30 protein-coding genes and 2 riboswitches are annotated in these 25,176 nt (G+C 37.8%); of the genes, 24 read left to right on the top strand and 6 right to left on the bottom strand.

The genetic code is table 11. The features are described 5' to 3' along the window. Positions 1-22 precede the first annotated feature (22 nt). From A8L44_RS03490 to A8L44_RS03450, 9 genes are all read left to right on the top strand, one after another. The gene (locus tag A8L44_RS03490) at positions 23-1,477 is read left to right on the top strand and encodes an oligosaccharide flippase family protein (protein ID WP_066101556.1); all 1,455 of its coding nucleotides are present in this window, start codon (positions 23-25) and stop codon (positions 1,475-1,477) included. Between the two features lie 24 nt (positions 1,478-1,501). Beyond that, positions 1,502-2,254: a sugar phosphate nucleotidyltransferase gene (locus tag A8L44_RS03485; protein WP_066101553.1), complete on the top strand. Its 753-nt coding sequence runs from the start codon at positions 1,502-1,504 to the stop codon at positions 2,252-2,254. A gap of 84 nt (positions 2,255-2,338) precedes the next feature. Beyond that, positions 2,339-3,097, top strand: coding sequence for a WecB/TagA/CpsF family glycosyltransferase (locus A8L44_RS03480; protein WP_066101550.1), 759 nt, complete (start codon positions 2,339-2,341; stop codon positions 3,095-3,097). A 13-nt stretch (positions 3,098-3,110) separates the two neighbouring features. Further along, positions 3,111-4,028, top strand: coding sequence for a glycosyltransferase family 2 protein (locus A8L44_RS03475; RefSeq protein WP_066101547.1), 918 nt, complete (start codon positions 3,111-3,113; stop codon positions 4,026-4,028). Positions 4,029-4,094: 66 nt separating this feature from the next. Next, positions 4,095-4,739: a CatB-related O-acetyltransferase gene (locus A8L44_RS03470; RefSeq protein WP_066101544.1), complete on the top strand. Its 645-nt coding sequence runs from the start codon at positions 4,095-4,097 to the stop codon at positions 4,737-4,739. Between the two features lie 59 nt (positions 4,740-4,798). Beyond that, complete coding sequence (locus tag A8L44_RS03465) at positions 4,799-6,460, top strand: right-handed parallel beta-helix repeat-containing protein (protein ID WP_066101542.1); 1,662 nt, start codon at positions 4,799-4,801, stop codon at positions 6,458-6,460. 45 nt (positions 6,461-6,505) lie between these two features. Beyond that, a complete protein-coding gene (locus A8L44_RS03460) occupies positions 6,506-7,942 on the top strand; it encodes an O-antigen ligase family protein (RefSeq protein ID WP_066101539.1) in 1,437 nt (478 codons plus the stop codon). Continuing rightward, positions 7,939-9,102 carry an NAD(P)-dependent oxidoreductase gene (locus A8L44_RS03455; protein ID WP_066101538.1) on the top strand — a complete coding sequence of 388 codons (1,164 nt, stop codon included), beginning with the start codon at positions 7,939-7,941 and terminating at the stop codon, positions 9,100-9,102. The genes A8L44_RS03460 and A8L44_RS03455 overlap by 4 nt, the downstream gene beginning before the upstream one ends. Positions 9,103-9,129: 27 nt before the next feature. Next, positions 9,130-10,269 (top strand): glycosyltransferase family 4 protein, encoded by a 1,140-nt coding sequence (locus A8L44_RS03450; RefSeq protein WP_066101536.1) that lies wholly within the window; start codon positions 9,130-9,132, stop codon positions 10,267-10,269. Positions 10,270-10,316: 47 nt separating this feature from the next. Here A8L44_RS03450 and A8L44_RS03445 read toward each other — a convergent pair whose 3' ends face one another. From A8L44_RS03445 to A8L44_RS03435, 3 genes are all read right to left on the bottom strand, one after another. Further along, positions 10,317-10,511, bottom strand: a complete 195-nt coding sequence (locus A8L44_RS03445) for a DUF3813 domain-containing protein (RefSeq protein ID WP_066101532.1) — start codon at positions 10,509-10,511, stop codon at positions 10,317-10,319. Next, positions 10,512-10,652 carry a competence protein gene (locus A8L44_RS03440; protein ID WP_066101530.1) on the bottom strand — a complete coding sequence of 47 codons (141 nt, stop codon included), beginning with the start codon at positions 10,650-10,652 and terminating at the stop codon, positions 10,512-10,514. A 77-nt stretch (positions 10,653-10,729) separates the two neighbouring features. Then, positions 10,730-11,548 carry a Cof-type HAD-IIB family hydrolase gene (locus tag A8L44_RS03435; protein ID WP_066101526.1) on the bottom strand — a complete coding sequence of 273 codons (819 nt, stop codon included), beginning with the start codon at positions 11,546-11,548 and terminating at the stop codon, positions 10,730-10,732. A 130-nt stretch (positions 11,549-11,678) separates the two neighbouring features. Between A8L44_RS03435 and A8L44_RS03430 the strand changes: the two genes are divergently transcribed. The 4 genes from A8L44_RS03430 (at position 11,679) to A8L44_RS03420 (ending at position 14,254) form a co-directional block, all read left to right on the top strand. Further along, a complete protein-coding gene (locus A8L44_RS03430) occupies positions 11,679-12,443 on the top strand; it encodes a prolyl oligopeptidase family serine peptidase (RefSeq protein ID WP_066101523.1) in 765 nt (254 codons plus the stop codon). Positions 12,444-12,514: 71 nt separating this feature from the next. Continuing rightward, on the top strand, positions 12,515-12,823 hold the full coding sequence (locus A8L44_RS03425; RefSeq protein ID WP_066101520.1) for a metal-sulfur cluster assembly factor: 309 nt from the start codon (positions 12,515-12,517) through the stop codon (positions 12,821-12,823). 150 nt (positions 12,824-12,973) lie between these two features. Continuing rightward, a riboswitch (TPP riboswitch) is annotated at positions 12,974-13,075 on the top strand. 65 nt (positions 13,076-13,140) lie between these two features. Next, a riboswitch (TPP riboswitch) is annotated at positions 13,141-13,243 on the top strand. Positions 13,244-13,465: 222 nt separating this feature from the next. Next, positions 13,466-13,600, top strand: a complete 135-nt coding sequence (locus tag A8L44_RS19305; RefSeq protein WP_257468970.1) for a hypothetical protein — start codon at positions 13,466-13,468, stop codon at positions 13,598-13,600. A 183-nt stretch (positions 13,601-13,783) separates the two neighbouring features. Further along, positions 13,784-14,254 (top strand): GNAT family N-acetyltransferase, encoded by a 471-nt coding sequence (locus A8L44_RS03420; RefSeq protein ID WP_254654683.1) that lies wholly within the window; start codon positions 13,784-13,786, stop codon positions 14,252-14,254. A 117-nt stretch (positions 14,255-14,371) separates the two neighbouring features. Here A8L44_RS03420 and A8L44_RS03415 read toward each other — a convergent pair whose 3' ends face one another. Continuing rightward, on the bottom strand, positions 14,372-15,022 hold the full coding sequence (locus A8L44_RS03415) for an MOSC domain-containing protein (RefSeq protein WP_225983662.1): 651 nt from the start codon (positions 15,020-15,022) through the stop codon (positions 14,372-14,374). A 238-nt stretch (positions 15,023-15,260) separates the two neighbouring features. Here A8L44_RS03415 and A8L44_RS03410 point away from each other — a divergent pair, with 238 nt between their 5' ends. From A8L44_RS03410 to A8L44_RS03380, 7 genes are all read left to right on the top strand, one after another. Next, positions 15,261-15,467, top strand: a complete 207-nt coding sequence (locus A8L44_RS03410) for a twin-arginine translocase TatA/TatE family subunit (protein WP_066101510.1) — start codon at positions 15,261-15,263, stop codon at positions 15,465-15,467. A 535-nt stretch (positions 15,468-16,002) separates the two neighbouring features. Continuing rightward, on the top strand, positions 16,003-17,040 hold the full coding sequence (argC, locus tag A8L44_RS03405) for an N-acetyl-gamma-glutamyl-phosphate reductase (RefSeq protein ID WP_066101507.1): 1,038 nt from the start codon (positions 16,003-16,005) through the stop codon (positions 17,038-17,040). Positions 17,041-17,065: 25 nt separating this feature from the next. Next, positions 17,066-18,292, top strand: coding sequence for a bifunctional ornithine acetyltransferase/N-acetylglutamate synthase (gene argJ, locus A8L44_RS03400; RefSeq protein ID WP_066101503.1), 1,227 nt, complete (start codon positions 17,066-17,068; stop codon positions 18,290-18,292). Between the two features lie 14 nt (positions 18,293-18,306). Then, entirely contained in the window at positions 18,307-19,077 is a 771-nt protein-coding gene (gene argB / locus A8L44_RS03395) for an acetylglutamate kinase (RefSeq protein ID WP_066101500.1), read from the top strand. After that, positions 19,077-20,240, top strand: a complete 1,164-nt coding sequence (locus A8L44_RS03390) for an acetylornithine transaminase (protein WP_066101497.1) — start codon at positions 19,077-19,079, stop codon at positions 20,238-20,240. Before argB ends, A8L44_RS03390 begins: the two co-directional genes overlap by 1 nt. 57 nt (positions 20,241-20,297) lie before the next feature. Then, positions 20,298-21,260, top strand: a complete 963-nt coding sequence (gene argF, locus A8L44_RS03385; RefSeq protein WP_066101496.1) for an ornithine carbamoyltransferase — start codon at positions 20,298-20,300, stop codon at positions 21,258-21,260. Between the two features lie 46 nt (positions 21,261-21,306). Continuing rightward, on the top strand, positions 21,307-21,492 hold the full coding sequence (locus A8L44_RS03380) for a YjzC family protein (RefSeq protein ID WP_066101493.1): 186 nt from the start codon (positions 21,307-21,309) through the stop codon (positions 21,490-21,492). Positions 21,493-21,517: 25 nt separating this feature from the next. On the opposite strand, the gene A8L44_RS03375 is transcribed toward A8L44_RS03380, so the two are convergent. Continuing rightward, the gene (locus A8L44_RS03375; RefSeq protein ID WP_066101490.1) at positions 21,518-21,709 is read right to left on the bottom strand and encodes a YjzD family protein; all 192 of its coding nucleotides are present in this window, start codon (positions 21,707-21,709) and stop codon (positions 21,518-21,520) included. 264 nt (positions 21,710-21,973) lie between these two features. Here A8L44_RS03375 and A8L44_RS03370 point away from each other — a divergent pair, with 264 nt between their 5' ends. The 3 genes from A8L44_RS03370 to A8L44_RS03360 all read left to right on the top strand — a co-directional run bounded on the left by A8L44_RS03370 (position 21,974) and on the right by A8L44_RS03360 (position 23,773). Then, a complete protein-coding gene (locus A8L44_RS03370; RefSeq protein WP_077247958.1) occupies positions 21,974-22,696 on the top strand; it encodes a hypothetical protein in 723 nt (240 codons plus the stop codon). Between the two features lie 59 nt (positions 22,697-22,755). After that, positions 22,756-23,508 (top strand): hypothetical protein, encoded by a 753-nt coding sequence (locus A8L44_RS03365; RefSeq protein ID WP_066101488.1) that lies wholly within the window; start codon positions 22,756-22,758, stop codon positions 23,506-23,508. A gap of 76 nt (positions 23,509-23,584) precedes the next feature. Then, the gene (locus tag A8L44_RS03360; RefSeq protein ID WP_066101485.1) at positions 23,585-23,773 is read left to right on the top strand and encodes a ComZ family protein; all 189 of its coding nucleotides are present in this window, start codon (positions 23,585-23,587) and stop codon (positions 23,771-23,773) included. Between the two features lie 7 nt (positions 23,774-23,780). Here the strand turns inward: A8L44_RS03360 and A8L44_RS03355 are convergent, their stop codons facing one another. Further along, positions 23,781-24,026, bottom strand: coding sequence for a hypothetical protein (locus A8L44_RS03355; protein ID WP_139063793.1), 246 nt, complete (start codon positions 24,024-24,026; stop codon positions 23,781-23,783). A gap of 185 nt (positions 24,027-24,211) precedes the next feature. Here A8L44_RS03355 and A8L44_RS03350 point away from each other — a divergent pair, with 185 nt between their 5' ends. Then, a complete protein-coding gene (locus A8L44_RS03350) occupies positions 24,212-25,147 on the top strand; it encodes a beta-ketoacyl-ACP synthase III (protein ID WP_066101479.1) in 936 nt (311 codons plus the stop codon). The last annotated feature ends 29 nt before the right edge of the window (positions 25,148-25,176 follow it).

The following is a 25,176-nucleotide window of genomic DNA, read 5'->3' as shown; positions in this document are numbered from 1 at the left end:
AATCGTACGGTGGGAGTTACTGATGATTAAAGAATCAATGTTGTTATCAATTAATCGATTTGCCAAATCAATTGTCCAAGTTTTTTTAACTATTCTTATAGCCAGATTACTGACCTTAACAGAAATGGGCCTTTATCAGCAAATCTTTTTGATTGCAGTAATGGTAGGTGCTTTTATTCCGTTTGAGATGCATACAACGTTCAGTTATTTCTTTAACAAAACGGATAATGAACGTGAAAAATCATTAGTGATAACCAATACGTTCTGGGTTTTGTTCATTCTTGGTGTACTGATGATTTTCGGCCTGTATACTCTATACAATATTGAGTTTTTATTAAAGGATAGCCCATTGCGCAAATATGAGATTTGGATTGGATTTTGGAGCTTTGCAACCATAATGGGCTGTTATTTAGAAAATTTGTTTGTTTCTATTAAGAGGGCTAAAATTTATAGCTTTATTAATTTATCTTATTATTTTGCCTATTTCCTGATTATTGGCTATACATTATATGCGACAAAGGAGCTACTCTTAACAATTAAACTGATTGCCCTGTTTGAAATCGTTAGAGTCATCATTTTGCATCTGTTTTTCCATAAGATTCATGGCATGTCTTTAAAAGGAGATCTGCCATTATTAAAACAGCAGCTTAAATATACAGCGGCAGTTGGAGCAGTAACAGCCATCGATGTGATTACACAGACAAGTGATAAAGTCATCATTTGGTTATTCTACTCAATAGAATTGTTTGCAATTTATTCAATATCATCAAAAGAGATTCCTTTCATGTCTATTATTACTGTAGCTGTTATAACAGCGATGCTACCAAGACTAGGTCGTTTATACAGCATACAAAGGCGGAAGCTAGAAGCCTTAAATCTCTGGTCAGAATCAAGCCGATTACTATCATTAGTCATGTTCCCTATTTTTTGGATTCTATTTTTCTATCATAAAGAGTTTATCGATCTTTTATACTCTGATACTTATTTAAGCGGATCCATCATCTTTTTAATATATTTAATGAAATTCCCGCTTCGCTTTACAGTTTTTTACACGCCTTTACTTATATCCGGTAATCAAAAGCTAGTTTTAAAAAACGCGCTTATCACGGTTATTTGCAATATCGTTCTAGGACTAGCATTGATGGGGTTATTTGGGTACATCGGGGTAGCTATAGCTTCTGTTATCTCATGTTTTATTAGTATTTACCTGCAGCAAAGAGATGTATGCAAAGTATTTGAAATTCGGCAAAGGGAGCTTCTACCCTACAGGTCAATTTTGATGACATTTGGAACCTCAGGTTTCACCGCAGGAGTGGTCTATTTAATTATCTCCTTTTTGCCTGGTCATCAATTTATCCATTTTTTTTCTGGCGGCATAATCACCATGTTGTTATGCATAGGGATCGCGCTAGTGAGAAAAGAAGTATCTATTCCCTTCTTATTCAATAAACCGATTGTTTTAAAGGTTAGGAGATAAAAAACTTAATAGGGAGTGTTGTAAATGAAAGGAATTATCCTTGCTGGAGGTACCGGATCGCGGCTTTATCCTTTAACAAAGGTCACCAATAAAAATCTGCTTCCAATCGGAAAATATCCAATGATTTATCATTCAGTTTATAAACTGAAGGAGTCCGGAATTGAAGAAATATTAATTGTAACGGGCAGAGAACATATGGGGGATGTAGTTGATTTGCTTGGCAGCGGCTTTGAATTTGGAGTTGAATTTTCTTATAAGGTGCAGGAAAAGGCCGGCGGTATAGCAGAGGCTCTTGGACTTGCTCGCGATTTCACTGAAAATGAGAAAATGGTCGTCATTCTTGGAGACAATATTTTCACAGATACAATTCGACCTTATGTGCAGCATTTTGCGCAACAGGAGAGTGGCGCGAAAATTTTAATTAAAGAGGTTGAGGATCCAAAACGTTTCGGTGTTCCGGTTATATATGACGGCAGAATCATCGCGATAGAAGAAAAACCAATGGTACCAAAATCGAACTATGCAGTGACGGGCATTTATATGTACGATTCGACCGTTTATAGGATAATTGACCAGCTTACCCCATCAGCGCGAGGTGAAATGGAAATTACAGATGTCAATAATCACTATATTAAGGAGGGTTTACTGAAATTTGATGTGCTGAGAGGGCGGTGGACAGATGCTGGTACACATTCTTCTTATGCACAGGCTAATATAATGGCTCAAAATATGGATTTCAGCAATTTATTTGAAAAAGAAGCAGTGCTCATGAAATAAAATTCAGCAATCATAGATAGATTCATTGAGTTTATAATGAGCAGATAAATGGACTGAAAATAGGGGTTAAGGAGACTGATCCAAATGAAAAAGTCCCATTTGGGCAATGTTGCAATGGATATCTTTAATATAAAGGAAGGCTTATGTGTGATAGAATCCCGTCTCATAAACAAAAAGAAAGCAGCAATCTATTTCTTAAATGCCCATTGTTATAATATCGCGCAAAGGGACAATGATTACAGGGAAATCATCAATAGAGCTGACTTTTTGCTGAATGACGGCTTTGGGATTAGATTAGGAGCTAAGTTGTTCGGTATCCAGCTTAAGGAAAATTTGAATGGAACTGATTTTATCCCAATGCTGTTGCAATTAGCGAGCGAAAAAGAGTACAGTGTGTTTTTGCTTGGAGCAGGTCCTGGCGTTGCTGAACTAGCTAAACAAAATATACAGGCAGTCATGCCGAATATTAAGATTGTTGGACAACGGAGTGGATATTTTAGTGATGAAGAGAATCAAGAAGTTATTCAGCAGATTAACGATGTATCGCCAGATATCTTAATTGTTGGCAGAGGAGTGCCTATCCAAGAAAAATGGATTGACCGGAATAAAGATGCACTTGATGCTAGAGTCATACTTGGCGTTGGCGCTTATATTGATTTTGCATCAGGTCGGATCCCGCGTGCTCCTAAGCTTATAAGGACCTTGAAGATGGAATGGGTGTTCCGTCTTATGTTAGAACCGAGACGCATGTGGAGGAGATATTTGATTGGCAATTTCCAGTTTTTTTATTACACCGTCAAAAATAAGTTGTTAGTTAATCAGGAAGCGGAGATCCAACGCTAATAGAGGAAGGAATATGGTGCGTATGAAGCCAAAGGTTTGTACGATAATTGTGAATTTTAATGGTACGCAAGATACGATTGCTTGTTTGAAATCACTGAACAATATAACATATGCCAATCATGAAGTAGTTGTCGTAGATAATGCTTCAAAAGAGAATGCTAGTTTAAAAGAATTTATAGAAGAGTCCAGGTTCCATTTTCTTGAACTGGGTGGGAATCACGGATTCGCCGCTGGGAATAACAAAGGGATTCACTATGCGCTTAGCCATATTGCTGATATTGACTACTTTCTCTTACTAAACAATGATACAGAAGTTGATCCCTATTTTCTTGAACCGCTTGTAGCTGAATGTGAGAAGGATAAAGAAGTTGGTGCTTGTTGTTCCCATATCAATTACCACAGTAAACGCAATAAAACATGGTATGGGGGCGGAGATATAAAGTGGTTAACAGGACGAGTACTGCATAAAACATTGGAGAGGAATGGAAAAATAGCTAGTGATGAGAATTTTCTAACTGGTTGTGTGTTTTTATTTCCGGTGGACATTCTTGATAAAGTTGGGTACTTGAATGAAGATTATTTTCTTTATTATGAGGATGCAGCCTATAGTCTTGAAATAAGAAAGGCTGGATATAAATTACGATATGTCCCTGATTCACTTGTTTTTCACAAAATCTCAGCAACTACCGGCTATCGTTCACCTCTCTCCAATTATTACGGAACAAGAAATAATTTGCTGTTTATGTCCATTTATGCCAACAAGTTAAATTTTCTTCTATTTTTAATGTTCTTTATCGGCAAAAATTTTGTTAAATACTGTTGGTATATTTTAAGGGGCAAACAATTTAAAAAGGTTGCGTTTGCCATCCAAAAAGCATTCTCCGATTTTGCTGCGTCAGCAAGCGGAAAACGTGAATATCCTTTTATGTAATAAATAAAGGAGGAGCTCATTATCAAATTTTTATATGGTCTGATCCCCCATTCGCTGAAAAGGGGATTGAGAGTCTATATATTTAAGAAGAATAATAAGTCAGTATTTATTGGTCCTTATGTTGAAATAGATCCGGCAACAACAAAGGTCGGAAAAAATTGCGCAATAAATTTATACACAAGTATTTCGAAGACAACTATTGGTGATTACACCTATTTTTCTGCTAACTGTAGTATCATGCATGCCAATATAGGTTCCTTTTGTTCGATAGGTCCAGACAGTAAAATCGGTCTCGGCAGTCATCCGACTGACTTCATATCGACATCTCCCATTTTTTATTCCACCTCAAAGGTGGTTAATAATATCAATTGGGTAGATCGGGATTACCATGTGGAATTTAAGAAAGTGAATATTAGAGATAACGTCTGGATTGGGGCAAATGTCTTTATTATGAATGATATCGAGATAGGTGAAGGAGCGATTTGTGCCGCAGGTTCTGTCATTACAAAGGATGTTCCACCTTATTCCATAGTGGGAGGAATACCTGCAAAAGTATTAAAATATCGCTTTGATGCCAATACGATTGAACAGTTGCTAGAGTTACGATTATACCAAAGAAGTGAAGAATGGCTTAAGGAAAATTTATGCGGTGCCATTACACCGGAAGAATTGCTAAATAAGGAAGTCACTAAGACGAAATCAATAATTTAAGAATACAAAGATTTGACTGAATTTATTAAATGGCAATCCACTAAAAGGGAGTAGACTAAATGATGCCCATACTTATACAAGTTCGTTTGACTTCACTATTGAAGGATACGAAATTTTGGTTAGTTATCTTGATTGTTATGAGTGCTCTTTTTTTTCTAGCTGTCCAAATCAAGCCCCCTGATAAGACAGATGGATTGCCAGAATCATCAGTTGATGAGGTGGCCAAGTCAATCGACCTTCAAGAGGAGATCGACCAGGTGAGTGCCAATGGGGGAGGGATTGTTAACGTGCCTAAAGGCGTTTACGAAGTCGATACAAAAATTATTTTAAAGTCAAATGTCCACTTAAAAGGTGCAGGGATAGGAAAAACCATTCTTAAGCTAAATCTAGAAAAGAGTAAAGGTACACCGGATGATTCTTCTATTCTCGTATCAGAATCGAATGCTCAAAATATTAAAATCAGTGCTTTAACATTTAATGGGGAGAAGGAAAAACGGGAAAAGCAAATTAATGACGGATATTCTCATACAGTTGTTTTGCAATTTGTGGATGGCTTTGATATTAGCGAGGTTGAAGTTGTTCGTTCTCCTAGTGCCTCTATCATGCTCTTTAATACGAAAAACGGAAAGGTCAGAGATTCAAGAATCATTGATGGGGGCTCAAATGGAATAATCGGGTTGCAGAGTACGGAAAATGTCCAAATCATGAATAATATCATCAACCACACCGATCATCAAAATGGTATATTCATCAGTTATCAGGAAGGAAAGTCCAGTCATAATATCACCATTGAGGGAAATAAGGTCGATGATGCCGGTGATTTTGGGATTGAAGTCGGGCATCTTGTTGAAGACGGCCATGAGCAGCATGAAAATATTGTTGTTCGAAATAATGAAGTAACTGGCTCACGGAATTCAGGGATTGCCTTTCGCACAGTCAGCGATGGGGTAATTGAAAACAATACAATTAAAGGCTATGGAAAAACAGGCGGATACGGTGGAGATGGCATCTTTGTAGAAGGCTGGAAGAATAAGTCCGTAAATGTCAAAGTTTTGAATAATAGGGTTGAGCAAACATATAACACTGGTGATGCCAATGCTATTTACGTGACAGGAATGGACAATACAATCATTGAAAATAATGAAATCATCGCCAGCAGAGGGAAAGGTTTATTCATTCAAGCATCCAAGATTGGAAAGCAGACAGGAGATTTTCCAGATGGAATCAGGCAATTCAATGACATTACTGTTCAGGGTAATCGGATTGCTGATGGGCGTAAGGAAGGAATCCACATCCAAGGTTATAAGGCGCACGGAATCAGCATTTCTGATAACGAAATCAGCCATAACCAGTCGACGGGACTCTTCATTGCAAATTTAAACGTAATGAGCTCTGGTCTTGAAGTAAGAAAAAATCAAATAAGTGAAAATGGGCTGGCTGGGATTGAAATGTATAGCCAGGAGGATTTTCTCCTTGAAGGGAATTATTTAAAAAATAATGGAAAAAAATCCGAGGAACTGAAGAACCGATCTGCAGTCGTTCTCTCTCATGTTGGAAATGGCAACCTCAATCAAAATACATATGAAGATGACCAAAAATTGCCGACGCAGAAATATTATTTACAGATAGCAGAAGCTACAGCAACAGTCAGTCAAGAAAATATGGACTTCATTGGTACTAATCCAAGATTAAGAAATAGTACGGCCCATTACTTAGAATAGTCATTGGAAATCATAACGGTGGAGTTCCTAAAAGGAGGGGGATCGGTGAACAGCTTGCTCATGAACACCAATAATCGGCAGTTTATTCAAATAGCAATGGCGGTCATTCTTGCGATGGTCGTTGGAGTCTTTGCTGCCTTACCGCTTGTCTATTTACCTATCATCATATTGATTATAGCGGTCATTTTTTTCTTTCCATTATCAGTTGAGAGAATTTTCACCTTCATTGCCCTGTCCATTTTTATTGACCGATCGTTTATTACCTTTCAGGGATCATATATACGGATCTTTCAAATATTGTTTCTAGCATTATTTTTAAAGTTTGCGATTGAATATTTGCTCTCTAGACGGGAAATTGTACATGCCCCCTTATTTATCCTGATTAATTTATGGGTCTTCAGCTATTTTTTTAGTATTGGCCATTTAATCAGTGTGGGGGATTTCTGGGAATCTGTCGTTGGGCAACTATTTTTGAACCTATTCTATTTTATTTCTGTGCAATGCATCTATAGTAAAGGACTTTCTTACTTTGACAAGATTTTGAAATACACCATTATTTCGGGTGTTATTGTAACTTTTGTCGGAATCCTGCAATGGATTGGATTCTTTTTTGGATTTGAATTTGGGCTCAGCCATTATGAAGAGATAGGAATTCCTAGACCTTCATCATTTGCCCATGAACCTGACTGGTATGGCTTATTTGCCGGATATTCCGCTGTCTGGTTTGTCGTGATGTATTTAAGAAAGGATTCCCGTTTATTTTCACAGCTCTTTATTTTGATTGGCATGTTTATGTGTTTTGTAGGTGTATTTATCAGTATGGCCAGAGCAAGCATTCTATCCTTAATTGTAGCAATACTCTTTATTTTAATTATCACAAAAAATATGAGAGCGATTAAACTGCTTGCGAGTTCAGCCATTATTATGATTGTGGGGGCGATGGTACTCTTCATCATAAACCAGGACATTTTCATGAAGGTATATGATCGCTTCAATCCAAGCACAAGTCTTGAAACCGACCAGGGAGCAGCAGACAGCCGGTTTGCATCAATCCAGCTGATGCTTGATTATATCCCGAAGCATCCGCTAGTCGGCAATGGCAGCGGCGGAATGTCGGAATTATCAATGAGAGATGATATTAGGCAGGAGTATATTTATGGAGGGGAATTAAACGCTGGGAAAGGGAATGCCAATATTTTTTTAACCGTATTGTTTGATACGGGTATCATTGGTCTGATTATTTTCCTGCTGATTCTTGGAAGGGCCGCCTGGATGATTCTGTCTGTTTATCATAAATCTAATTTCATACCTCTTGGCTTTTTAGCAGCTAGTATTTTTATCTTAGTTGATTTCAATTTCAATAATGGATTTAGAATGGGATTCGTGTGGTTTCATGCTGCTTTAATTGCAAGCTATTTCCTTCTCATAAGAAAAGAAAAGAGAAGACTTAATACCATACCGGGGGGAGAATTGGATAGATGATGAAACAAAGAGTGGGCATTATCGGAAGCGGGTTTATTGGGAAAGGTTTAGTAAATGCACTACATTTATTTAATGATATAGAAGTGACAAAGGTATTAACAAGAAGTAGGGTAGATACTCGAGGAGATTACCGATATCCTGATTTACTGACCCATTCAGTCGATGAGGTGATTGAGCATTCAGATGTAATTGTTGAGTGTACAGGGGATGTTTTGTTTGGCACCGATATGATTGCTAAGGTGATGGAAGCAGGAATTCCTGTCGTGACAATGAATACGGAGCTGCAAGTTACAACAGGCTCCTATTTTGCCAAACGAGGTTACATTACAGAAGCAGAAGGAGACCAGCCTGGTTGTTTGGCGGCTTTAAGAGAAAATGTTCTTCAGATGGGATTTGAACCAATGGTTTTTGGCAATATAAAAGGATTTTTAAATCCTAATCCTTCACCCAAGGATATGCTTTATTGGTCGAATAGAAATAAAATCAGCTTAGAGATGGTTACCTCGTTTACTGATGGAACGAAAGTGGAGTTTGAACAAACACTTGTGGCAAATGGGCTTAATACAAAGTTTTTGCCATCAGGGATAATGGGAATAAGCGCGGAAGATTTACAGGAGGGGGCTAATGCACTCGCATTAGAAGCCGATCAATTAGGATATCCAATCAGCGATTATGTTCTGTCGTCAAAGGCTCCTGCTGGGGTATTTATTACGGCTAAGCATTTGGATATGCAGGGGCAGCGTAATGCACTTCAATATATGAAGCTAGGGGATGGTCCTTATTATACGATTATCCAGCCTTTTCATTTATGCCATCTTGAAGTGGTCAAAACAATAAGAAGGGTTTTTGAAAAGAAAGAAGTATTATTAAATAATAGCTGTTTTCCATCCTATAGCATGGGATCGATTGCTAAGAAGAAGCTGAATATTGGAACTGTCATCAATAGAGGCATTGGAAGTTTTGAAGTGAGAGGGAAAGCGTTAAAGATTGAAGATGAGCCTAACCATATACCAATTGGACTCTTAGATTCGGTAAGGATTATAAAACCTGTAGAAGAAGGGGAAATACTGACCTTCTCACATGTTGAAATAGACGATAGTCTGGCCTATAGGGCATGGATGGAAATAAAAGAACAGTCCATATTATTGCAGGAAATTTAATGAATATATGAGAGGATGTGAATCATCATGAGAGTTCTCCATGTCATCAGACAATACAAACCAGTTATTGGAGGTATGGAAAATTATGTGGAAAACTTGGCCGTCCACCTAAAAGAAAGAGGGATTTATTCGGAAGTATTAACGTTAAATGCAGATTTTTCAAATGGTGAAAAATTTTCCGATTCTGCCATTATAAATGGGATTAAAATCAAGAGAATTCCTTATTTCGGTTCGCGGAGATATCCGATTGCGTTATCTGCTGTCAACTATATCTCTGAATTTGATTTAATTCATATCCATGGGGTTGATTTCCTGCTCGATTACTTAGCTGGATTAAAACCATTTCATAAAAAAACGATGATTCTCTCTACACATGGCGGGTTCTTTCACACGAAGAAGTTTTACCTTTATAAAAAGCTTCACTTCCATACTGTAACGAAGTATAGTTTGAAGAATATGAAATGGATTGTCGCTGTCAGTGAAAATGATTATAAATCATTTCGACCAATCTGTCCTGAGAGGCTAGATTTGATTGAATGCGGAATAAACTTTGACCATTATCATACGATTGCAGAGGAAAATGGGTACCCGAATCGGTTTATCTTTGTTGGAAGATTCTCGAAGAACAAACGAATAGACAAGCTTCTGCTTTTGATTAAGAAGCTGAAGGTAGAATTCCCAGATGTGCACCTATCCATTGTGGGAAGGGATTATGATAACTTAAAGGGAGAGTTAGAGAAACTTATCGATGAATATGAAATTGGAAATCATGTGGCTATTTGTGAGGCATTATCTGAAGAGGAACTCCTCAAGGAAATGGCCAAGGCGTCCTATTTTATATCCGCTTCCGAATATGAAGGTTTTGGGTTATCTTCATTAGAGGCGATGGCAGCGGGAAGGGTAGCATTGCTGAACAATATCCCCTCCTTTGAAAAAATGATTCAGGATGGCAAGAATGGCTATTTGTTGTCTTTCGATGATGTCGATTCTGTTGAACAAAAGGTTAAGGAAGTTTTATTCAACAAAGATATGGAAAAAGTCAGGCGGGCAGGAGTAGAGAAGGCTAGGCAAAATTCTTGGGGAGCAGTAGTGGAAAGGTTCATTGATTTGTATGAATCTATTCATAAAGAGGCAAATGATACCCATTCAAAATTGGCAAGCAAGTGAAATAAAGAGAGGGCGCAAGGAGTGTACCTTGGTGCCCTCTCTTTTTATTATTGAATGCTGTTTTCTAGGGAGTCAAGCACATCTTGCATTTGATGGAGTTGCGCCTGCTCAGCCAGTGTTGAATTCGCAAATGCAGAAGATAGCTCATTGCGTGCTTTAGTGATTAGTTCCTGTTGATTAGAGCTTTCTATCTGTGCCAATTCCACAGCTTTTTGAGCCCGACTAAATAATTCATTGCGCATTTACAGTCCTCCACAGGTAGAAGAATCTTGATTCTCTTCAGCCTCAGCCATCGTTAAACGATATGGGAATCGCTCACTATGTTTAGACACAGCCGTTTTACCTTGTTGAACAAAGCGCTTTGATTTATTTCTTTTTCCCATGGAAGTACCTCCTGCATTCAAGGTGTGACTCGAAAGGAAGAGTCATATCTATCATAACCAGACGGAGATTATGTTAGTCACGCAGATTTTATATTAAATTTCTCTTCAAGGAAGACTGCAATTCCATCTTCCTCATTTGATAATGTAATGTGATTAGCAACATTTTTCAGCTGTTCAATACCATTTCCCATGGCTACGCCGGTTCCTACATAATCAAGCATTTCTAGATCATTATCTTCATCGCCAAATGCGATAATATTTTTTCTGGAAATTCCTAAATCTTTTGATACCAAATCAACACCAACTGCTTTGCTCATTCCATTTCTAACGATTTCGATGACATGCCATGGATCTGCCCAGCGTCTGTGATCAATGACTTCAGCATGGACATCCGAAAGGTGTTTCCTGATTCCGGCGACATCATTTTCATCGGAATGAATAAGCATCGAAGTAGGGGAAGCCTGTAGAAATTGGCGTAGATCACCTGTAGTTATATTGCTGCTGCCGTGATGCAAAATATCAATTAATTTTTCATCATGGTAATGGAAATACACATCATCCTTTACCTCGGCAATAATATTGTGTAAACGATAATCGTCCATAGCTTCCACAATGTCTTTTGCCACTTTTATATCTAGCGGCGAATGATGCATGCCCCAGCCTGTATGGAGGGGATGGTGAATAAAAGCTCCATTAAAATTCACAATCGGGGTTTTAAATTGCATTTCACGATAATAAGGTTCACTGGATCGGTATGGTCTCCCAGTAGCAATCATCACTTCATGACCATTATTTTGTAATGTTTGCAATACTTTTTTAGTACGTGGAGAAATGGTTTTATCATCTTTCAATAATGTTCCATCTAGATCAAGTACAATTAAATGTTTATCTGACATATGGCTCTCCTTCTAAAATTATAAGTTGAATTAATTCCATTTAGATTCCTATTTTATATATCATAACAAGTATAGCCGTTTAATGGTATCGTTTGGTTTGTAAAAAAATATATAGAGAAGGGGAATAATAATGATACAAGTAGAGAAAGTATATGTTGAACATATTCCAATGCTTATAGTAGGTAAGCAGGATATGAATAATGTACCTCTCCCCGGATTTATTTTTCTTCACGGTTTTACCAGTGCAAAAGAGCATAATCTGCACTATGCTTATCTTCTGGCGGAAAAGGGGTTTAGAGTATTTTTGCCTGAAGCATACTTGCACGGTGAACGAGAGGAACGGGACATGAAGAAGGATTTATCGAGTTCATTTTGGAAAATTGTTATTTCCTCTATAAAAGAATTGCATATGATCAAAAAATATATTACAGAGCATGGATTAGCGATTTATGATTGTATTGGTCTTGGCGGTACATCTATGGGTGCAATCACGACACTTGGCGCACTAACTCAATATGATTGGATTCGTGTGGGAGTCAGTCTGATGGGAAACCCGGAATATAAAGAGTTTGCGCAGTATCAAGTGGAGGAATTTGAAAAACAGGGGATTGATTTAGGGTTTACGGAGGAAGAGAAATTGAAAGTATTCAGTACTCTTGAAGAACTTGATTTATCCTTGCAGCCCGATAAACTAAATAATCGCCCTCTTTTCTTCTGGCATGGGGAAAAGGATCCTATTGTACCGATTGCAGGTGGCCGTGCGTTTGTTGAAAACCTCCAGGAAAAAGTAGATTCTGGCAGAATTACTTACATATCTGATAAGACGGCCGGTCATGCTGTTACTAGAAGTGGATTACTGCAGGCCGTTAACTGGATAGAAGAGAATCTTGTATAAGGATTAAGAATGGTCAGATTAAGTGAAATTTGGTAGGATTGAAACAAGAACGTTGAGGAAGGAGATTTAACATGGATCAAGATATGAAAGATAGCCTTATGAGTGCATTGGAAGAAGTTTTGGACCCTGAATTGGGAATTGATATAGTAAACCTAGGCCTAGTCTATAATGTCGATATGACCGACGAAGGCGATGTGACAGTAACGATGACCTTAACCGCGATGGGCTGTCCATTGGCAGGTACCATTGTCGATCAAGTACGTTATGCATTAAAGGAATTGCCTGAAGTGAAAAACGTAGAAGTAGACATTGTTTGGACACCGGCATGGACAAAGGATCGTATGTCACGTTATGCGAAAATTGCCTTGGGTATACAATAATAAAGATTGAATATATTTGGAGAGCTGTGTTTAAGGCTCTCTTTTTTATGAAAAAAAATATCTTTAAGATATTCAAATATCAACTGGGTTAATAGAATCGGTTGGTCCTATTGGAATTGGTTTTTATTTCTGATAAAGTTAAAATAATCAAATTATTTGCAGGGGGACTCTTGTTACGAGTTGAGAAGGTTAAAACCTGACCCTTTGAACCTGTCAGTTAATACTGGCGCAGGGAGCATGAAGTACATAAGTCTACTCGATATGTGCGAAAAGCTCTTTTAAGATGTATAGAAGAGCTTTTTTGTTTCCAATTAAATAGTTGATTGCGGGGGGACTCAAATTGCGAGTTGAGAAGGTTAAAACCTGACCCTTTGAACCTGTACAGTTAATACTGACGTAGGGAGCGATAACATCACTTTGTTGATGCGAGACCCTTTTTTAGTATAGGAAATACCTGGTGCAGATGGAGTGGCTGTTGTTTCTGCTATTGCTTTAAGTGATTATCCACTTCAAGCGGTCGAATCGTTTAAGCAGCAGTTTGTATGTTAAGTATCATGAAATGAATTAGGGTTTATGGGAAGGATAAAAGTGAAAGAGTGAGAATCTCTTCCGCTATTATTCTTGATAGGAGGCATAACAAACATGCGTGAATATGACCTAGTCCAATTAAATGAAGAACAGGTAAGGCAATTAAATGAGTACCAGGAAAAACTCAGCGAGCAATTAGGCCAAGATATTATTCTGATTGCTTATCATGATGAGGAGGAAAGCATTTAATTCCTGTAAAAAGGCGATCAGCTATATAGCAATGAATCGCCTTTTTACATATTAGAAAAAAGATTTGGTGAACTGATCAAGAATATAGGAAGATTATAGATAGATGGTTTACAGTTAATATAGGTATTTATGAATCCTAAAACCATGCACAGAAGAGAAGGATAGAAGAAGGGATAGAGAAGAGTGATAGGGAATATTCGCATATGTACGGAAATTACCGAAAAACACTGGCGGTTGTTAATGGAGGCAGATCCTTCAAGACAGCAAATCGAAAAATATAGCGATACAGGCTATACCTTTGAACTTCTTAGTGATGATGATATAGCAGGAATTATTATTGTAACTCCAAAAACAACGGAACGAGTAGAAATTATGAATCTATCCGTAGATGAAAAATGGCGGGGCAGAGGATATGCGAAGGCACTGATTGAGTATGCTTGTTCGTTTTCAGCTGCCAAAGGGTATCGCATCGCAGAAATAGGTACTGGAAATTCCAGTATCTATCAACTTGCACTCTATCAAAAGGTTGGTTTTAGAATTATGGGTATCGATCATGATTATTTTAGTAGGAATTATCCTGAGCCAATCTATGAAAATGGTATGTTATGCCGGGACATGATTCGTTTAGAAAGAAAACTTCAATTAAATAAGTAGTAGGTAGTAGCACATATCATTTTGGGAAGTGATTTCATATTTGCAGTTTATCTATAAAATGAAGAATTAGAGACTGGGCATATGAATGTGACGGCCAGTCTCCATAAAAGATGTATATTATTTAGCCGAAGCTAAGACCCTACTAAATTTCTCTTTCCAGCTTTCTGATAAAGCATCGACGGAAAGGATACTTTGGATGGCCTCTCTATTGCTGGAGTCATGATGCATAATTTGATTGGCATATGCAATCGTAATGCTCTGTGGGGCTCGATCGATAATTTCAATGACAGAACCTTTAGTAAGGATACCCTCCTCCAAAACTCGTAAATAATAGCCCGAATAGCCACTTGCTCTAATCCAAAAAGGTAATTGGTCTATATTATGCCGAGCGGCAATTTTATAACAGGGTTCCCGTGGTTGGGTAACTTGAAATAGGCAGCCATCTGCCTTAAGAATGTCGCCAATCCTAACCTTATCCTCCGTTAATCCAAATATAGTTAAATTTTCTCCAAAATCCCCTGCTTTAAATAATTGTCCGATTTTCTCTGACCAGTAAGGGTAATGTTCTGAGGGATATACACATATTGCTTTATCAGGACCTCCGTGATGATTAAGGTCACTTTGTTTATCACCTTCTAAGTTGGTCTTTGAAACATGTATGGGATGGTGGACTTCATCTTTATAGATAGCAGATTGTACAATTTTACTCTTATAATGCAGAGATGCAGGTTTTCCTACACGTATTGACTCGATTGTTCCGCTGATCAAGCTAATCCCCTCTCTCATCTTTATTTCTTTAATAATAGCAAAAATAAAGACAGTCTATTCCGCATAGACGCAACTTATTACAAAATTAAAAATAGTGCCATACCCTTAGGGAAAAGTATACCTGGCAAACTAATAATAAGGAAATTCCATTATTTGTTTTTCAATGAAGAGAATGGTAGGATAGCTATGTGAACATGCTAATGTTTAGTAGAGATAGATTGAGATGGGAGAGAATAATATGTTTTCAAATATTGGAGTACCTGGGCTTATTCTTATATTAGTTCTCGCATTAATGATATTTGGGCCATCAAAGCTTCCTGAAATAGGAAGGGCATTTGGGAAAACATTAAAAGAGTTTAAAAATGCTACAAAAGATATAATAGAAGATGATGATGAAGTTAAAAAGAACAATAAGGTCAATATTGAGAAAACGCCAAATCCTTAATGTTTCATAAAAATTAAAAAGTACTATGATAAACCACCCTTTATTTTGCAGGCAGGGGTGGTTTTTAGTTTCTTCCTAGAGTAGTGCCCAAAGATGCAGCAATATATAGAGTACACGGTAATGAGGATATAGTAGTAAAAGACAATCTTTTTATATAACTATGTATAAAGGAAACTCCATTTTGAATCTTTTTTCAAAATGGAGTTTTTATTTTTTTGTTAAATGAATAGCTTTTAAAGCGACGAATAAATAATTAGGTCATTATTTAACCTGTCTGGCAGTGAATAACAGCATTTGTAGACTATAAAATGAAAGGTAAGGGGTAATTGTTTGAAAAATTTATGGAAAAGTAATCAAGGTCATAATACTACCTTTGACATAGTTTAATGATGATGAAGTTATATATTTTGAACTATATACATTAGGCAGATGACTATTTTTCTGAAAATAAATAAAAATACATTTGATTTTATAAATATACATACTATAATAGATAGATATTACAGAATATACAATCAATGGATGGGGTGGAAACATGAATGTATCTGTTGTAGGGGCTACAGGATATAGTGGAATGGAATTAATACGTTTACTTTCGAGTCATCCAACATTCCATTTAACGGCTGTATATTCATCTTCGAGTGCAGGTAATCGACTTGATCATGAAAATAGACAGCATTTTGGACTGATTCCCCATGTTTTAAGTGAAGTGGATCCAGGGCTAATTGCTAAACAAAGTGAACTTGTATTTTTGGCAATGCCCAGTGGCGTATCAAAGGAACTTGTTCCGGAACTGTATAAGAAAGGCTTGAAAATTATAGATTTATCCGGAGATCATAGGTTGAAAAGCGGAGAATTATATGAAAAGTGGTATAAAGGATCACCGCCATCAAACGATTTATTACAAAATAGTGTGTATGGACTATCTGAATGGAATCGGGCAGCAATCCGTGAGAGCCGTTTAATCGCAAATCCTGGCTGTTACCCGACAGCTACTTTGTTAGGATTGGTTCCGCTTTTATCAAATGAATTAATTGAATCATCTGACATTATTATTGATGCTAAATCAGGTGTTTCAGGAGCAGGTAAAAAGAGTAATGATTCGAAACATTATGCCCATGTAAATGATAACCTATCAATCTATAAAGTACATCAACATCAGCATATACCTGAAATAGAGCAACAATTATCAGAATGGGACTCTGAGCTGGCGCCTATTATGTTTACTACTCATCTCATTCCTATGACACGTGGAATAATGGTGACGATGCATGCAAAGGTAAAGCCTGAAGTAACAGCTGAACATATTCATAATGCTTTTCTAACAGCTTACCAAAATGAATTCTTTATTCGTTATAGGGGTGAAAATAGCTTTTCATCGACAAAGGAAGTGTATGGCTCCAATTTTTGCGATATAGGTTTCAGAATGGATGAGAGGACAGGAAGAGTCACCGTCGTTTCTGTAATTGATAATCTCGTCAAAGGAGCAGCAGGCCAAGCGATTCACAACGCAAATATTATGATGGGACTTGAAGAAACAGAAGGTTTACGTTTTTATCCAGTCTATCCTTAAGGAACAAAGGGAGTGGAGATAATCTATGAAGGTGCTAATGAATGGGGACATTAAGGCAGTAAAAGGAGGTATTCTTATACCAAAAGGATATCAGGCAGAAGGAATCCATGCAGGCTTACGCTACGCGCGTAATGATCTAGCTATTTTATATTCGACTGTTCCAGCGAATGCAGCAGCCGTATATACGTTAAACACTTACCAGGCAGCTCCAATCCTTGTTACTAAGGAAAGTTTGAAAATAGAAGGAAAACTGCAGGCAGTCGTAGTAAATAGTGCGTGCGCTAACGCTTGTACCGGAGAACGTGGATTGAAGGATGCCTATTGTATGCGATCACATGTAGCGGATAAATTACACATACCTCCGTCCTACGTGGCGGTTGCTTCTACTGGAGTGATTGGTGAATTTTTAGAGATTGATAAGATATGCACTGGAATTGAAAATATTCATCTGACAGATCAGGAGGCGGGAGCTGAACATTTTGAAGAGGCTATTCTGACAACGGATACAAAGACCAAGAGCTGTGCTTTTCAAACTATAATCGATGGGGTTGTCGTTTCAATGGGAGGAGCGGCAAAGGGATCTGGCATGATTCATCCTAATATGGCAACGATGCTTGGGTTTATTACAACGGATGCAAATGTGGAACAGAGTTCCTTGCAAAGAGCATTAAGAACTGTGACAAATGTTTCGTTTAATCAAATTACAGTCGATGGAGATACTTCAACCAATGATATGGTTGTTGTTATGGCAAATGGAATGGCAGAAAATCAAATGCTCTCTGAAAAGCATCCGGAGTGGAATCGCTTTGTATATTTATTAAAAGAGGTTTCCGAATCGTTGGCAAAACAAATCGCGCGTGATGGTGAAGGTGCCACCAAGCTGGTTGAAGTGGTTGTAAAAGGAGCAGAAACAGACCAAGAGGCTCAAGCACTTGCAAAAACAGTCATAGGATCAAATTTAGTGAAAACAGCTGTTTATGGGGCCGATGCCAATTGGGGCAGGATTGTCGGAGCGATGGGGAGAAGCAATATCCCTTTTAATCAGGACCGGGTAAGCATTTTTTTCGGACCGGTGGAGGTTCTCCATTTTGGTGCACCCATTATTTTTGATGAGGAAAAAGCTCGTGATTATTTACTAGGCAATGAAGTCCAAATCAGAATCGAATTGACAGATGGACTCGGCACCGGAACTGCATGGGGATGCGACCTTACGTATGATTATGTAAAAATTAATGCAAGCTATCGAACTTAAGGGGAGATGTTTGGATGAAGATAATTGTTGTCAAATGCGGGGGAAGCATTATAGATCAATTAACCGATCATTTTTTCAATAGTTTAAGGGAACTGGAGGATAAAGGATATTCCTTTGTATTCGTCCATGGGGGCGGACCAGATATAAATGATATGCTCGCTAAATTTGAGATCCCTGTTCAGTTTGAAAAGGGTTTAAGAAAAACATCTGTCAAGGTCCTTGAGATAGCAGAGCTTGTCCTTGCTGGGAAGACGAATAGGCAGCTTGTGCATAAATTACAATCAAAAGGGTTTCAAACAATCGGAATAAATGGGTCGGACGGATTCATATTAGAGGCGGAGTATATTAATAAAGCAGAGCTTGGTGAGGTAGGAATGATTAAAAAGGTAAACAGCCATCTTTTAGAGAGTCTGTTATCGAATGGGGTCTATCCCGTACTCACCCCGATTTCCATGACAAAAGAAGGACGAAAGCTTAATGTAAATGCAGATTCCGCTGCTGGTGCTGTTGCGGCAGCCCTAAGAGCTGAAATGTGCATTTTTATAACGGATGTCAATGGAATAAGGAATGGTACAAAAACCATTGAGCATATAACAGAATCAGAAATCACCCAAATGATTGATCAGGGAACGATATATGGTGGGATGATTCCAAAAGTGCAGGCTGCTTTATCTGCTAAAAAGCAAGGTGCGTCAACAATATTAATTACAAGCGGTGTATCCAGATTCTTTGCTGATGAAAAATGGCAGGGTACATTCCTTGGAGCTGAGGAGAGGGTGATGTGATGTCTGCGCTATTACCGGTCTACAAAAAATGGGATATCACACCAATAAAAGCGGATGGCTCATGGATTGAAGCAGAGGGCGGAAAGAAATATCTTGATTTTACATCCGGTATTGGTGTGGTTAATCTCGGGCATAAAAATGATGAAGTCAAAAAATCTGTCGAGGCACAAATGGAACTGTTCTGGCATACGTCCAATTTGTTTCAGCTTCCCATCCAGGAAGAAGTGGCATTAAAGCTGAACGAGCTTACCGGATTGGATGGTGTTTTCTTTTGCAATAGCGGTGCAGAAGCAAATGAAGCGGCACTAAAGCTGGCCAGAAGAGCAACTGGAAAAACGAAAATCATTACATTCCAACAATCTTTTCACGGTCGTACATTTGGAGCAATGGCTGCTACTGGACAAAGTAGTATCCATGATGGATTTGGCCCATTACTGGAAGGCTTTGTTTATGTTCCATTTAATGATATTGATGCAGTCCATAAGGCTATAGATGAAGATGTAGCGGCTATTATGGTAGAGATCATTCAAGGTGAAGGCGGGATTATTCTTATTGATGAGGGCTTTTTAAAGAGTATTAACCAACTATGCAATGAGAACAATATATTGCTGATTATTGATGAAGTTCAAACGGGAAATGGGAGAACAGGCTATCCTTATGCTTATTTAAAGTATAAGGGAATCAAACCGGATATTGTGACCACAGCTAAGGGTCTTGCTAATGGTCTGCCCATAGGTGCGATGGTAGCCAAAAAAGAGCTGAAAGAATCATTCGGCAAAGGTGTTCATGGTTCTACCTTTGGCGGAAATCCAGTATCATTGGCGGCAAGCAAAGTGGTGTTGAATCAAATAAGCAATCCTCAATTTTTAGCAGAAATCAGAGATAAAGCTGAGTGGTTTATTAGTGAACTGAAGATAGCAGCCGAGGATATCCCGGTTATAAAAGAGATCAGGGGAGAGGGTCTGATGATCGGGATTGAATTAAAGGAAGAAGTAGCTCCCTATATTAAACAAATAATTGAACATCAATTATTTGTCTTACAAGCCGGCTCGCATGTGATTCGTTTGCTTCCTCCGTTGACTGTTTCACGAGATGAGCTTTTATTAGCTTTAGCCATTTTAAAGGAAGTATGCAAAACCAATCTAACAATGACGAAGGCCTAAGTTATCTGATGCCTCGTTCGTATAGTCTATAAATTTCAAGTGAGAGGAAAGGCAGATATGAAACTACTGTATGGAACTAAACGAATAATCAGTCAAAAAGATTTTTTATCCATGGAAGCCATTACGGCGCAGCAATTGAATGAATTATTGGAGCTCGCAATGGATTTAAAAGAAAGGCTAAATAAAGGATATTTGGATACCCCATTAAAGGGGAAAATATTGGGGATGATCTTTGAAAAAAATTCAACAAGGACACGGGTTTCTTTCGAAGCAGGCATGCTTCAGCTAGGGGGTCATGCCATTTTCTTAAGTAGAAATGACACGCAGCTTGGCAGAGGTGAACCGATTTCAGACACAGCACAAGTGTTATCAGAATATGTGGATGCAATCATGATACGTACTACTGGCCATGATAGAGCGGAAACATTGGCAACAAGCTCCAGTGTGCCGGTTATTAACGGATTGACTGACCTTGAGCATCCATGCCAGGCATTGGCTGACTTGTTAACGATTAAGGAAGAGAAAGGAACTCTCCAGGGAATCAAGCTCGCTTATATCGGTGATGGGAATAATGTTGCCAATTCTTTGATGATGGCTGCTGTTAAATCGGGTATGCAAATTGCGATTGCAACGCCTCCTGGTTATGAACCAGATCTTCTTTTGGTCGAGAAAGCTATGACTGAAGCAATAATCAATGGAGGGAAAATAGAACTGTTTCACGATCCAGAGGCTGCTGTTAAGGAAGCTGATGTTATTTATTGTGATGTTTGGACCAGCATGGGCCAAGAAAAAGAAAATGAAAAAAGGCTGGAAGATTTTAAAAAATTTCAGGTAAATGAGCAATTGGCTGCTGGCGCCAAACTCGATTATTTATTTATGCACTGCTTACCAGCACATCGCGGTGAAGAGGTGACATCTTCCATTATTGACTCATCTAATTCCATTGTCATTAAACAGGCGGGAAATCGTTTACATGCTCAAAAAGCACTTTTGGTTGATTTAATGGTCAAACCTAACTAATAGTTGAACAATAATTGGGGATTCTAGAACAAAAGGAGGGATTTTTTTGGGACAGAATCGTCATTTTAAACATGGACAAAAGGCACCAAATAATGGTGAATATATCGAAATAGGGGAGACTGGCAGCAATGTCGTTAACCCAAAGAAGATTAAGCTGAAAGCAGGAGAGTATTTTCCTGAGACAACCAATGATGATCGTCATTGGACATATGTATCAAAAAAGGGCCGCTAATTAGCGGCCCTTTTTTGAAAATGAATTAATGTCCGGATTCCTGTACCGGATCATTTGGTATTACAGCTGAAACCACTAAAATTAATAGGGTAATGACCACACTAAGAATGGAAGCTGTATTGAAATCGTATTTACCGCCTTCAACCATTGAGCTTGTTACATAAATCACCATATGTGTTAATGCAAATGTCCATATAAATGTCAAAATATATTTCAATTTTCTCACCCCGTTCATCTACAATCCGTTATTATTTTATCATACCATACGTAACACTGGAAACAATTTAAATTATTTAGGTAAATATGGTTTGTACTTTATTACTTTGGGTTTTATCATAACATAGCCCAAAATGCAATTGATTATGAATACAAGTTAAAAAATAAATGGTTATTCTAAGCAATCAGAGAGATAAATAGCCCGGACAAATTGATTTATAGTGACATACATTAACATGGACTAAGGTTATTTGAGGGGAAAGCTATGATAAATCACAAAACGTTTCAACTGAATAAAGAATGGACAACCATTTTTTACCCGGAACAACCGAGTGGCTTTGCCATTATGTTACTCGGTGGAGATAAGCATTATATAAATGAAAAAGCTAATTTTTGGCTGGATCATCCAGGCAAAAAACAAATGCTTGAGTATCTGTTGAAGAGAGGGTATACGGTTTTTAGCTCTTATTTATCCGGTGCGCATTGGGGTAATGCTGAAGCTGCAGATTTAGCTATGGAAATGTATGCATTTTTTATCCGCAAGGAAATCGTAAACGAAAGAATTCATATCATAGCGGAAGGAACTGGCGCGTTGGTGTTAGATACAATTTGTCATAAATTAAAAGAAAAAGTACGATCTGTTGTATTACTAAATCCCATATTATCCGTAAAACAGAGCTATGAAAAAGAAGAAATAAATAAATTTTTCTTTAAGAAAATGAAAAAAGAATTGTACCAAGCCTACCATTTGGATGATCATACATTTAAAGAATGGATGGAGAAGAAGCCGGATACGACATTAGGAAAAGATATGCCGGTCTTAATCGTGCACGTCCTCGATAGGCTGGAAAGCAACCTGCCGGTTAAATATAGCTCATTCATTAACAATCATCCTTCATCAGAAATTAAGTATATTACACCGGAAAAAAGATATATTATTCCTTATCAAATCAATTCCTTTTTTAAAAACCATGAAAAAGATTTATAAATCTGAATAACCCTCGGGTTGGTTTAATACATTTATATAAACCGACAGGGGGTTTTTATATGCCTGAACATATTGTTCTGTCTCCGTATTCCTTTGTTGGATTTGAGATATGCAATAGGTTAATGGAAGAGGGTGTAGAGGTTATTGGGGTGGATCTACCTGTTTTGGTCGATCCAAAAGAAAAGGAAGAAAAAGAATTATTTTTAGGTAGAAATTCAAATTTCAAAGTAAAGAAACATGATCAGGTTATTAATGAAATAAAGGATGGCTATTTTTTTTATATTACTGATATGGATAATGAGTGTGAAAAATGGCTTGAATATGTAGAAAAAATCCCTAAAAAAATTGAGGATACGTTTATTTATGTAGGTATGGATAAAGAGGGATTGGTTAACAAGGATATTCCTAATCGAGTGGATACCACTATCATATTGCCAACCGTATACGGTCCATGGCAGCCGGAAAATACCGTCTTTTACAATTGTCTTAGTCAATCTCAATTTCCTTTTGAGCTATATGATTTAGAAAACAAAAGAGATGCTATCTATATAAGCGATGCCATTACAGCTATTTTTGAAATATCAAAATTTGAGCATGGAATCTACCAGGTTCAATCTGATATAAAAGAACATTGGCACCTTTTATTAAAAGAGCTTGGTTATCGGATTATCGCAGAAACTGGTGAAAAGCGAAATCCTGACCTTCAAAAGCTGAACATTAGGGAATATTTAGCGGTAACAAAAATATCCCCGCATGTGGGAATCAATTTAGTTAAGCAGCATATAAGGATTAGGAACCTCATGAGCTATTAGAATACTTTTTATATAATCGCCCCTTTCTATCATTATTAAGGGGTTTTTACAATTATTTGGAAAGGCGGTGGTTAACATGAAGAGGAAGCTTGAATATATGGCAATGGGCATGAAACACTATTCAGAAATCAAAAAGAAATTAAGTGAAGCGGGCTTAGATATAGATCGTCAACAATTACAGCCATTTATGGACATTTTCTTTACGGTTATGGATGAGGCTTATGAAAAAGGATATAAAGATGGTCGTTTAAAAAAAGGTGAGTGAAAGTCCTTCACTTGATTAAATTTGTAAATTTACTTATAAGGGATGGAATCTTTTTGAAATAAGGACTCAATTCGCTGATAGTGGACATTAGAACATCAGATTGTTCCATCAGTCTAGTGAAATCAATATTGGATGCTTGCTGTTCTTCAGGGGGAGGATCTTCCTTCGCCTGATTTTTCGTATGACGATCACCAAACATAAATCGATTAAAAGCCTCCTGATTGTCTGACCTGTTTCTATGATCATTGTTCAAGACATTCACCTCGTTTTTCACATATTCTTACTAATTAATGTATGTTGATATTGCTGGCTTGTATGGACATTCATTCATCTTTTTCGGAAAATTTGTTGCAATAAGGATTGATTTCTTTTAGAATTAGTACCAAGTCATAATATCAAATAATATAATCAGATGAATATAGCAAGAGGGGTGTAAGGATGAATGCTGGCATAATCGGAATTGGCAAATATCTTCCTGAAAACGTGGTAACAAACTTTGATTTGGAAAAAAAGATTGATACGTCAGATGAATGGATCCGAACACGCACTGGAATAGAAGAAAGAAGAATTGCCGATGATACCGTTGATTCTTCACATATGGCCTACGAGGCAGCAGTCAGGGCGATGGAGAATGCTGGAGTGACTGCTGAGGAAATTGAATTAATTCTAGTGGCAACTGTCACACCGGACCAATCCTTTCCTACAGTTTCCTGTATGATTCAAGAAAGATTGGGCGCAGTTAATGCAGCAGCTATGGATATTAGTGCAGCCTGTGCAGGATTTACCTATGGAATTGTAACTGCAAGTCAATTTATTAGGACAGGCAGCTATCGCACAATCTTGGTAGTAGGTGTGGAAAAGCTTTCAAAAATTACGGATTGGAATGACCGTAATACGGCTGTACTATTCGGAGACGGAGCAGGAGCAGCAGTATTGGGTCCTGTCAGTGATGGAAAGGGCATTCTATCTTTCGAGCTTGGAGCGGACGGTTCTGGTGGCATTCATTTAGAGAAAAAGCAAGATTATCTCACGATGAATGGCCGGGAAGTGTATAAGTTTGCAGTTAGACAAATGGGTGAATCATCCATCAATGTTTTAAATAAAGCAGGTTTGACAAAAGAGGATGTAGACTTTTTAATTCCGCATCAAGCAAATATACGAATTATGGAAGCTGCGAGACAAAGATTGGAGCTTCCAATTGAAAAGATGTCCAAAACGATTCATAAATATGGCAACACATCGTCATCTACTATTCCAATTGCGCTTGCTGAAGAAGTGGAAGCAGGAAAAATAAAAGACGGTGATTTGCTAGTATTAGTTGGTTTTGGAGCCGGTTTAACATGGGGAGCAGTTGCGATGCGATGGGGCAAATAAGAAAAGCCGAGATTAACTCAAGGAGAGAT

Origin of the sequence: Bacillus sp. FJAT-27986, assembly GCF_001685035.1 — a bacterium.
GTDB lineage: Bacteria > Bacillota > Bacilli > Bacillales > Pradoshiaceae > Pradoshia.
This window is presented reverse-complemented; position numbering and strand designations above follow the sequence as displayed.

What these genes read in the sequence shown, in the direction of transcription:
- A8L44_RS03490 (WP_066101556.1), top strand. Translation starts at nt 23, where the DNA reads ATGATTAAAGAATCAATGTTGTTATCAATTAATCGATTTGCCAAATCA.
- A8L44_RS03485 (WP_066101553.1), top strand. Translation starts at nt 1,502, where the DNA reads ATGAAAGGAATTATCCTTGCTGGAGGTACCGGATCGCGGCTTTATCCT.
- A8L44_RS03480 (WP_066101550.1), top strand. Translation starts at nt 2,339, where the DNA reads ATGAAAAAGTCCCATTTGGGCAATGTTGCAATGGATATCTTTAATATA.
- A8L44_RS03475 (WP_066101547.1), top strand. Translation starts at nt 3,111, where the DNA reads ATGGTGCGTATGAAGCCAAAGGTTTGTACGATAATTGTGAATTTTAAT.
- A8L44_RS03465 (WP_066101542.1), top strand. Translation starts at nt 4,799, where the DNA reads ATGATGCCCATACTTATACAAGTTCGTTTGACTTCACTATTGAAGGAT.
- A8L44_RS03455 (WP_066101538.1), top strand. Translation starts at nt 7,939, where the DNA reads ATGATGAAACAAAGAGTGGGCATTATCGGAAGCGGGTTTATTGGGAAA.
- A8L44_RS03450 (WP_066101536.1), top strand. Translation starts at nt 9,130, where the DNA reads ATGAGAGTTCTCCATGTCATCAGACAATACAAACCAGTTATTGGAGGT.
- A8L44_RS03445 (WP_066101532.1), bottom strand. Translation starts at nt 10,511, where the DNA reads ATGCGCAATGAATTATTTAGTCGGGCTCAAAAAGCTGTGGAATTGGCA.
- A8L44_RS03440 (WP_066101530.1), bottom strand. Translation starts at nt 10,652, where the DNA reads ATGGGAAAAAGAAATAAATCAAAGCGCTTTGTTCAACAAGGTAAAACG.
- A8L44_RS03435 (WP_066101526.1), bottom strand. Translation starts at nt 11,548, where the DNA reads ATGTCAGATAAACATTTAATTGTACTTGATCTAGATGGAACATTATTG.
- A8L44_RS03430 (WP_066101523.1), top strand. Translation starts at nt 11,679, where the DNA reads ATGATACAAGTAGAGAAAGTATATGTTGAACATATTCCAATGCTTATA.
- A8L44_RS03425 (WP_066101520.1), top strand. Translation starts at nt 12,515, where the DNA reads ATGGATCAAGATATGAAAGATAGCCTTATGAGTGCATTGGAAGAAGTT.
- A8L44_RS19305 (WP_257468970.1), top strand. Translation starts at nt 13,466, where the DNA reads ATGCGTGAATATGACCTAGTCCAATTAAATGAAGAACAGGTAAGGCAA.
- A8L44_RS03410 (WP_066101510.1), top strand. Translation starts at nt 15,261, where the DNA reads ATGTTTTCAAATATTGGAGTACCTGGGCTTATTCTTATATTAGTTCTC.
- argC (WP_066101507.1), top strand. Translation starts at nt 16,003, where the DNA reads ATGAATGTATCTGTTGTAGGGGCTACAGGATATAGTGGAATGGAATTA.
- argJ (WP_066101503.1), top strand. Translation starts at nt 17,066, where the DNA reads ATGAAGGTGCTAATGAATGGGGACATTAAGGCAGTAAAAGGAGGTATT.
- argB (WP_066101500.1), top strand. Translation starts at nt 18,307, where the DNA reads ATGAAGATAATTGTTGTCAAATGCGGGGGAAGCATTATAGATCAATTA.
- A8L44_RS03390 (WP_066101497.1), top strand. Translation starts at nt 19,077, where the DNA reads ATGTCTGCGCTATTACCGGTCTACAAAAAATGGGATATCACACCAATA.
- argF (WP_066101496.1), top strand. Translation starts at nt 20,298, where the DNA reads ATGAAACTACTGTATGGAACTAAACGAATAATCAGTCAAAAAGATTTT.
- A8L44_RS03370 (WP_077247958.1), top strand. Translation starts at nt 21,974, where the DNA reads ATGATAAATCACAAAACGTTTCAACTGAATAAAGAATGGACAACCATT.
- A8L44_RS03365 (WP_066101488.1), top strand. Translation starts at nt 22,756, where the DNA reads ATGCCTGAACATATTGTTCTGTCTCCGTATTCCTTTGTTGGATTTGAG.
- A8L44_RS03360 (WP_066101485.1), top strand. Translation starts at nt 23,585, where the DNA reads ATGAAGAGGAAGCTTGAATATATGGCAATGGGCATGAAACACTATTCA.
- A8L44_RS03350 (WP_066101479.1), top strand. Translation starts at nt 24,212, where the DNA reads ATGAATGCTGGCATAATCGGAATTGGCAAATATCTTCCTGAAAACGTG.